The organism is Streptomyces sp. NPDC006385 (assembly GCF_040612485.1).
Classification (GTDB): domain Bacteria; phylum Actinomycetota; class Actinomycetes; order Streptomycetales; family Streptomycetaceae; genus Streptomyces.
In genome coordinates this window covers 76,325-84,427 of record NZ_JBEXQG010000036.1, presented here as the reverse complement: position 1 = coordinate 84,427, position 8,103 = coordinate 76,325, and the positions used below count along the sequence as shown (strand labels likewise).

Sequence of the window (8,103 nt, the reverse complement as noted above, 5' to 3'; positions counted from 1 at the left end):
GCGGCCCGCCGTACGGAAGGTACGGAACGGGCCGCGTCGCCGTTCGTCGCCGTGAGGGCACCTCACCGAAGTGGGGTCACCTCACAGGTGTCGGTCACTTCACCGGGGTGAAGTCCCTGGCACCGATGAACTCCGGCCGCCGTACCGGAGCCGCGAAGGGCTCGACGGCCGCGTTCTCCACGCTGTTGAACACGATGAACACGTTGCTGCGCGGGAACGGCGTGATGTTGTCCCCGGAGCCGTGCATGCAGTTGCAGTCGAACCAGGTCGCCGAACCGGCCCTGCCCGTGAAGAGCTTGATGCCGTATTCGGAGGCCATCTTGGTCAGCGCCTCGTCGGACGGCGTGCCCGCGTCCTGCATCTGGAGGGACTTCTTGTAGTTGTCCTTCGGCGTGGCCCCCGCACACCCGAGGAAGGTCCTGTGCGAGCCGGGCATGATCATGAGCCCGCCGTTGGTGTCGTAGTTCTCGGTCAGGGCGATCGAGACCGACACGGTCCGCATGTTCGGCAGACCGTCCTCGGCGTGCCAGGTCTCGAAGTCGGAGTGCCAGTAGAAGCCACTGGCCCCGAAGCCCGGCTTGACGTTGATCCGCGACTGGTGGACGTACACGTCCGAGCCGAGGATCTGCCGCGCCCGCCCGACGACCCGCTCGTCACGGACCAGGTTCGCGAACACCTCGCTGATCCTGTGCACTTCGAAGACCGACCGGATCTCCTTGGACTTCGGCTCGATGATCGACCGCTCGTCCATGCGGATCGCCGGGTCGGTGACCAGCCGCTCCAGCTCCTGCCGGTAGACGGCCACCTCGTCGTCGGTGATGAGCTGGTCGATGGCGAGGAAGCCGTCACGCTCGTACGACTGGAGGTCGGTCGCCGTGATCGGGCCGGGCGTGTCGGGGGCGCCCCACACGACAGGGTCCTGACGCGGGGTCGCCACCTCGGTGGCGCCGCGGCTGGGGTAGAGATCGGTGACGGTGGACGTTGTCGTCATGGGGTTCTCACACCTCCTCGGGCTCGGTGAGCAGCGGGTACACGCCGTTCTCGTCGTGGTCCTCCCGGCCGGTCACGGGCGGGTTGAAGACACAGAGGCAGCGGAAGTCCTCCTTGATCCGCATCGTGTGCCGCTCATGACCGTCGAGCAGGTACATCGTTCCGGGCGTGATCGTGTACTTCTGCCCGGTCTCGTCGTCGGTCAGTTCGGCCTCGCCCTCGACGCAGACGACGGCCTCGATGTGGTTCGCGTACCACATCGACGTCTCCGTACCCGCGTACAGGATCGTCTCGTGGAGCGAGAAGCCGACCCGCTCCTTGGCGAGGATGATGCGTTTGCTCTCCCAGGTGCCTGACGCGGCCTTCACATGCCGGTCGGTGCCTTCGATCTCCTTGAACGAACGGACGATCACGGTGCTGCGATGCCTCCTAGGTGGTGTTTCAGATGGTTTCCCGGACGGAGCGGGCGAGGACGCTGAGCCCCTCGTCCAGCTCCTCCGGGGTGACGGTGAGCGCCGGGAGCAGCTTCACGACCTCGCTCTCGGGGCCCGACGTCTCGATGAGCAGCCCGAGCTCGAAGGCGCGGTGCGCCACCCGTCCGGCGCGCTCCTTGTCGTGGAACTCCATGCCCCACACGAGCCCGCGCCCGCGGTACTCCTTCACGTCGGCGAGGTTCTCCTCGGTGATGGAGATGAGCGCCTGCTCGACCTGCTCGCCGCGTGTGCGGGTCTGCTTCTCCATCGCGGACCCGTCCGCCCAGTACGTCTCCAGGGCGGCGGTGGCCGTGACGAAGGCGGGGTTGTTGCCGCGGAAGGTGCCGTTGTGCTCGCCCGGCTCCCAGATGTCCAGCTCGGGCTTGAACAGGCACAGCGACATGGGCAGTCCGTACCCGCTGATCGACTTCGACACGGTGACGATGTCCGGGGTGATGCCCGCCTCCTCGAACGAGAAGAAGGCACCGGTCCGGCCGCACCCCATCTGGATGTCGTCGACGATGAGCAGCATGTCCTGCCGCTCGCACAGGTCGGCGAGCGCCCGCAGCCACTCCGGGCGGGCGACGTTGATGCCGCCCTCGCCCTGCACGGTCTCCACGATCACGGCGGCCGGCTTGTTGAGCCCGGAGCCCTGGTCCTCCAGCAGCCGCTCGAACCACAGGAAGTCCGGGACCTGGCCGTCGAAGTAGTTGTCGAACGGCATGGGCGTGCCGTGCACCAGCGGGATGCCGGCGCCGGCCCGCTTGAACGCGTTGCCGGTCACGGCGAGCGAGCCCAGCGACATGCCGTGGAAGGCGTTGGTGAACGACACGATCGCCTCGCGCCCCTTCACCTTCCGCGCCAGCTTGAGCGCCGACTCGACGGCGTTGGTGCCGGTGGGTCCGGGGAACATGACCTTGTACGGCAGATCGCGCGGCCGCAGCACGAGGTTCTGGAAGGACTCCAGGAACGCCCGCTTGGCGCTGGTGGACATGTCGAGCCCGTGCGTGACGCCGTCCCGCTCCAGGTAGTCGATCAACGCGCGTTTGAGGACCGGGTTGTTGTGCCCGTAGTTCAGTGAGCCGGCCCCGGCGAAGAAGTCCAGATACTCGTGGCCGTCCTCGTCGTACATGCGGCTGCCTCGCGCACGGTCGAAGACGGTGGGCCAGCCGCGGCAGTAGCTGCGCACCTCGGACTCCAGGGTCTCGAAGACACTGAGGTCGGGCTGGGTGATGGTCACGACGAATCGCTCCTCGATGCGTGGGGGGAGAGGTTCAGAGGGAGAGGGGGCCGATGCGGTACAGGACTTCGGGGTCGTGCGGTCCGTCCGGGAACAGGCTGGTGGGGAACAGCACCTCGCGTTCCAGGGCGGCGCCGTGCCGTTCGGCGAAGGAGCCGAACAGGCGCTCGGAGGCGGTGTTGCCGGGGGTGATGGTGGTCTCGACGCTGGTGACGCCGTACTCGCCGGCGACGCGTGCGACGAGCCCGTCGAGCAGCGCGGCGGCGATGCCCCGCCCGCGGTGGGCGTCGTCCACGGCCACCTGCCAGACGAGCAGGGTCTGCGGACGCTGCGGCCGTACGTACCCGGTGACGAAGCCGACCGGCTCCCCGCGCTCGTCGCGGGCGACGGCCGACGTGCCGGCGAAGTCGCGGCACCACAGCAGATAGCTGTACGACGAGTTGAGGTCGAGGGCCTTCGAGTCTCTGGCAATACGCCACAGCGCGGCCCCGTCGGCCACCGCCGGACGGTCGATTTGCAGGTCTGCTTGTGCGGCAGTCATGCGAATTGAATTTACCGAGGGAAATTCGAAATTGCATGGCCGTGAGGGGTTACGTATGAGGGCGGGATGTGTTATCGCGCGGGCGTGAGGACTGGGGCGAGAGGGATGCGACTCGCTCAGGTTTGTCCGGTTAATACCGCACAAAAAGGGCGCGATGTGGAACGCGTCACAGCGATGTAACTCCCGTGAGGCCCGTCCGAATTACTCCGGTTGGTGTTCGCGAAATCTTTGCGTTTAGGACCGGCGAAAGCGGGCAGAAGAGACCTGGGAAGCTACCTTGGAAAGGAATTCCAGAATTACGCCGAATTCAGGCTCCGGTAACTCCGTCGATGCACTCCCGCAGAATGTCGGCGTGACCGTTGTGCCGCGCGTACTCCTCGATCATGTGAATGAGCACCCACCGCAGACTCACCTCGACGCCGACCATGGGCCCGTCCGCGATGCGCCCCACGCTCTCCAACGACCGCCCGGCACAGATCTCACGCCCCCGCGCGACCTCCCGCCGCCACACCGCGAGCGCCTCCTCCGGCCCACGCCCCGGGTCGAGGACGTACCCGCTCTCGTTCCCCTCCCCGTACACCGCCGGTACGCCGATGCCGCCCACCACCCGCTGAAACCAGTTCCGCTCACACTCGGCGAGGTGCTGCACCAGCCCGAGCAGGGTCAGTTCCGACGGCCCGACGGAACGGAGCCGTAACTGCGCGTCGCTCAGCCCCGCGCACTTGAGCTCCAGCGTGGCCCGATGGAAGTCGAGCCAGCTTTCGAGCATGGGGCGCTCGTCGCCGGTCATGAGGGGGACGGGGCGGCCGTCGGGGAGGTGTGTGGGTGTGTCGATGGTCATGGGGGCAAGCATGACTGACCCAGCCCGGCCGGTGTTTGGGGACGAGGCCCGTTCAGGGCCGGAGCGGGGGTTCAGGGTGCGGGGGCGGCAGCCCCCTGGTCGGGGTCGAAGGGGCGGCGGCCCCTTCGGGAGGGGACAGGTAGGGGCGGCGGGGTCGGGGATCCGTTACCGCCATGCCGTGTCCACCGCCCGCAACGCCCCCTCCCCATCCACACCCAGCCCCTTCTCCGCCAGCACAGCCCCCAGCGCGGCCACACACCCCCGCACCGCCCCCACCGTCGCGTCCACCCCGTAGTGATTGACCCGGATCATCTCCCCGGCCAACGCCCCTCCCCCCGCCGCCAGCGGCAATCCCGGCTCGGAAGCCAGCACCCGAGCCACCGCCTCCGACGCCACCACCCCCTCCGGTACCCGCAGCGTCGTGGCGACCGGAGCGGCATCCCCCGCGTCGTGGACGTACGGTTCGAGCCCCCCGCCCAGCGCCAGCGCCCCGGCCCGAGTCGCCCGCGCCGCGGCCCGGTGCCGCGCCATCACCGTCTCCAACCCGTCCGCCTCGATGCGCTCGACGCACGCCTCCAGCGCCAGCATCTCCAGCTGCGCGGGCGCGTGCGGCAGGGCCGTACGCCCGCCGTCGATCCACCGCTCCTTCCAGTCCAGCAGCGACAGATACGACCGTCGCGGCGCCCCAGGATTCGCCGCCATCCGCGCCCACGCCCGCTCGCTCACCGACACCGCCGACACCCCGGCCGGCCCGCCCATCGCCTTCTGCGCCCCGATCACGCACAGGTCCACACCCCACGCGTCCGGCAGCACCGGCTCGGCGCCGATCGACGCCACCGCGTCCAGATAGAACAGCGCCCCGTGCTCCCGCACCACCTCGCCGATCGCCGCGACGGGATTGGTGTTGCCGGTCGCCGCCTCCGCGTGCACCAGGGACACGAAGTCGATCTCCGGATGCTCGGCGAAGGCCTCTCGGATCTGGTCCGCCGTGACCGCCGTGTGGAAGGGCACCGCCAGATCGATCACGGTCGCGCCGCAGTCCCGCAACCAGTCGCCGAAGGTCTGCCCGTACGGACCGGTGATCACGTTCAGCGCGGTCGTGCCGGGCCCGGCCGTCCCCCGGATCGCCCCCTCCAGCGGCAGCAGCGCCTCCCCCTGCATGATCACGACGTCCTGCCCGGTCCCGAGCAGCCGCGCCACCCGGTCCTCGATGGCGGCGAAACGGGCGGCGCTCAGCGGCGCCAGGTCCAGGAAGGGGTGGGTCACGGCGGGACTCTCTTCGCTCTCTTCGTTCCGGTTGCTCCGGTTGCTCCGGCCGTTCCGGTTGCTTCCGGGGCCGACGATCACGAGCGTAACCGGGCACCCCCGCCGCCCCCGCCGCCCCTGGGCACCCCGCCCCCTCCCGACTTCTTAGGTCGAACCGCCCTCAAACCAACGGTTTGGTTTGAGGATCCCAAACTTCTCCTTATAATCGGAACCTACAGTTCCCTCAAGGAGGCTCCCCGTGAAGACGACCCTCGGGCGCCGGACCCGCGTTCTGGCCGCCACCACCGCGACGGCCGGGCTGGTGCTCGTGGCCGGCTGCTCCTCCGGCGACAGCGGCGGCGGTGGCACGAAGACCGCGGCCGGCGGCGTCGAAGTCGTCAAGGCGGGCCGGCTCACCACCTGCACCCACCTGCCGTACCCGCCCTTCCAGTCGGAGATCGACGGCAAGGTGCAGGGCTTCGACGTGGCGCTGATCGACCTGGTCGCCAAGGACCTGGGCGTGCGGCAGGACATCGTCGACCAGCCCTTCGAGAACTTCAAGACCGGCGGCTCCCTCAACGCCGGGCAGTGCGACCTCGCCGCCGCCGGCATGACCATCACCGAGGAGCGCAAGAAGAACGTCGACTTCTCGGACCCGTACTTCGAGGCCACCCAGGCCGTCCTCGTCGACAAGAGGAGCGGCATCTCCTCCTTCGCGGGCCTCAAGGGCAAGAAGGTCGGCGCCCAGGCACAGACGACCGGCGAGGACTACGCCAACAGCAAGGGCCTGGACCCCGTCTCCTTCGAGTCCTCCGACGCCGTCCTCAACGGCCTGCGCACCGGCCAGGTCCAGGCCGTCGTCATCGACTACCCGGTCGTCCAGGGCTGGCTGAAGGACAAGGCCAACGCCGACGCCTTCCAGGTCGCCGAGCAGATCAACACCGGCGAGCAGTACGGCTTCACGGTGAAGAAGGGCAACACCAAGCTCCGCGAGGCCATCAACAAGGCGATCAAGGACGCCAAGGCCGACGGCACGTACAAGAAGCTGTACGAGCAGTGGATCGGCCCCTACGACGTGTCCGCCGCCTCTGCCTCGCCCGCCGCCTGACCCCATGGCGGACACCACCGGCAAGGACACGGCACTCCAGCCGAGGAAGAAGGGCCTGACCCGGCGCCAGAAGCGCAGTCTGTCGCGCGGCGCCCAGTACGTCGTCTTCGTCGCGGCCGTGATCGCCTTCGCGGTCGCGGCCGACTGGGACCGGCTGCGGAACCAGTTCGCGCAGAAGGCCATCGCGGAGCAGATGTTCCCCGAGGTCATCACCCTCGCGCTGAAGAACACCGTGCTGTACACCCTGTCCGGCTTCGCCGTCGGACTGGTCCTCGGCATGGTGATCGCGCTGATGCGGCTGTCGTCCGTGGGGCCGTACCGCTGGATCGCCGGCGTCTACATCGAGATCTTCCGCGGTCTGCCCGCCCTGCTGATCTTCATCTTCATCGGCGTCGCCGTGCCACTGGCCTTCCCCGGCACCGAGATCCCGGGCGGCACCTACGGCAAGGTCGCGCTCGCGCTCGGCCTGGTCGCCGCCGCGTACATGGCGGAGACGATCCGCGCGGGCATCCAGGCGGTGCCCAAGGGGCAGATGGAGGCGGCGCGCTCGCTCGGCTTCTCGCCCGCCCGCGCCATGGTCTCGATCATCATCCCGCAGGCGTTCCGGATCATCCTCCCGCCGCTGACCAACGAACTCGTCCTGCTCTTCAAGGACTCCTCGCTGGTGCTGTTCCTCGGCGTGACACTGGAGGAACGCGAACTGTCGAAGTTCGGCCGCGACCTGGCCAGCCAGACCGCCAACTCCACGCCGATCCTGGTCGCGGGCCTGTGCTATCTGCTGGTCACGATCCCGCTCGGCTTCGTCGTACGCCGTATGGAGGCCAAGGCCCAGGAGGCCGTCAAGTGAGTACCACCAGTACCGGGGCGGAGATCCAGGTCCGCGACCTGCACAAGTCCTTCGGCGACAACCAGGTGCTGCGCGGCATCGACCTGGAGATCGGGCAGGGCGAGGTCGTCTGCGTCATCGGCCCGTCCGGCTCGGGCAAGTCGACGCTGCTGCGCTGCGTGAACCTCCTTGAGGAGCCCACCAAGGGCCAGGTCTTCGTCGGCGGCACCGAACTCACCGACCCGGACGTCGACATCGACGCCGTACGCCGCCGTATCGGCATGGTCTTCCAGCAGTTCAACCTGTTCCCGCACCTCACGGTGACCGAGAACCTCACCCTCCCGCAGCGCCGGGTGCTGGGGCGGGACAAGGCGACGGCCGCGAAGGTCGCCGCCGAGAACCTGGAGCGGGTCGGCCTCGCGGAGAAGGCGACGGCGTACCCGTCCTCCCTCTCCGGCGGCCAGCAGCAGCGCGTGGCCATCGCCCGCGCGCTCGCCATGGGCCCGGAGGTGATGCTCTTCGACGAGCCGACCTCGGCGCTCGACCCGGAGCTCGTGGGCGACGTCCTCGCCGTCATGCGCATGCTCGCCGACGAGGGCATGACGATGATGGTCGTCACCCACGAGATGACCTTCGCGCGCGAGGTCGCCGACCGGGTCGTCTTCATGGACGGCGGCGTGATCGTCGAGGACGGCACCCCCGAGCAGGTCATCGGCGACCCCCGGCACGAACGCACCCGTCACTTCCTCTCCCGCCTCCTCGACCCGGCGATGGCGGAGGTGGAGGAGGAGACCTCCGACCAGGTGGGCAAGGGCGACTAGCCGCTCACTAGGGTGCAG

Annotated in this window: 9 protein-coding genes; 3 read left to right on the top strand and 6 right to left on the bottom strand. The window is 68.8% G+C overall.

What is annotated here, in order from left to right; translation table 11 throughout:
- Positions 1-94: 94 nt before the first annotated feature.
- The 6 genes from thpD to ABZ078_RS25595 form a co-directional block, all read right to left on the bottom strand.
- Positions 95-991 carry an ectoine hydroxylase gene (gene thpD, locus ABZ078_RS25620; RefSeq protein ID WP_356578811.1) on the bottom strand — a complete coding sequence of 299 codons (897 nt, stop codon included), beginning with the start codon at positions 989-991 and terminating at the stop codon, positions 95-97.
- A 7-nt stretch (positions 992-998) separates the two neighbouring features.
- Complete coding sequence (locus tag ABZ078_RS25615; RefSeq protein WP_356578809.1) at positions 999-1,403, bottom strand: ectoine synthase; 405 nt, start codon at positions 1,401-1,403, stop codon at positions 999-1,001.
- 28 nt (positions 1,404-1,431) lie between these two features.
- Entirely contained in the window at positions 1,432-2,703 is a 1,272-nt protein-coding gene (gene ectB, locus ABZ078_RS25610) for a diaminobutyrate--2-oxoglutarate transaminase (RefSeq protein WP_356578807.1), read from the bottom strand.
- A gap of 34 nt (positions 2,704-2,737) precedes the next feature.
- The gene (gene ectA, locus ABZ078_RS25605; RefSeq protein ID WP_356578806.1) at positions 2,738-3,244 is read right to left on the bottom strand and encodes a diaminobutyrate acetyltransferase; all 507 of its coding nucleotides are present in this window, start codon (positions 3,242-3,244) and stop codon (positions 2,738-2,740) included.
- 307 nt (positions 3,245-3,551) lie between these two features.
- Entirely contained in the window at positions 3,552-4,085 is a 534-nt protein-coding gene (locus ABZ078_RS25600) for a DinB family protein (RefSeq protein WP_356578804.1), read from the bottom strand.
- A gap of 165 nt (positions 4,086-4,250) precedes the next feature.
- Complete coding sequence (locus ABZ078_RS25595; protein ID WP_356578802.1) at positions 4,251-5,351, bottom strand: aminotransferase class V-fold PLP-dependent enzyme; 1,101 nt, start codon at positions 5,349-5,351, stop codon at positions 4,251-4,253.
- Positions 5,352-5,589: 238 nt separating this feature from the next.
- Here ABZ078_RS25595 and ABZ078_RS25590 point away from each other — a divergent pair, with 238 nt between their 5' ends.
- The 3 genes from ABZ078_RS25590 to ABZ078_RS25580 are packed head-to-tail and all read left to right on the top strand — an operon-like array spanning position 5,590 to position 8,085.
- A complete protein-coding gene (locus ABZ078_RS25590; protein ID WP_356578800.1) occupies positions 5,590-6,438 on the top strand; it encodes a transporter substrate-binding domain-containing protein in 849 nt (282 codons plus the stop codon).
- A gap of 4 nt (positions 6,439-6,442) precedes the next feature.
- Positions 6,443-7,285, top strand: a complete 843-nt coding sequence (locus tag ABZ078_RS25585) for an amino acid ABC transporter permease (RefSeq protein ID WP_356578798.1) — start codon at positions 6,443-6,445, stop codon at positions 7,283-7,285.
- Positions 7,282-8,085 carry an amino acid ABC transporter ATP-binding protein gene (locus tag ABZ078_RS25580; protein ID WP_356578796.1) on the top strand — a complete coding sequence of 268 codons (804 nt, stop codon included), beginning with the start codon at positions 7,282-7,284 and terminating at the stop codon, positions 8,083-8,085. The genes ABZ078_RS25585 and ABZ078_RS25580 overlap by 4 nt, the downstream gene beginning before the upstream one ends.
- Positions 8,086-8,103 lie beyond the last annotated feature (18 nt).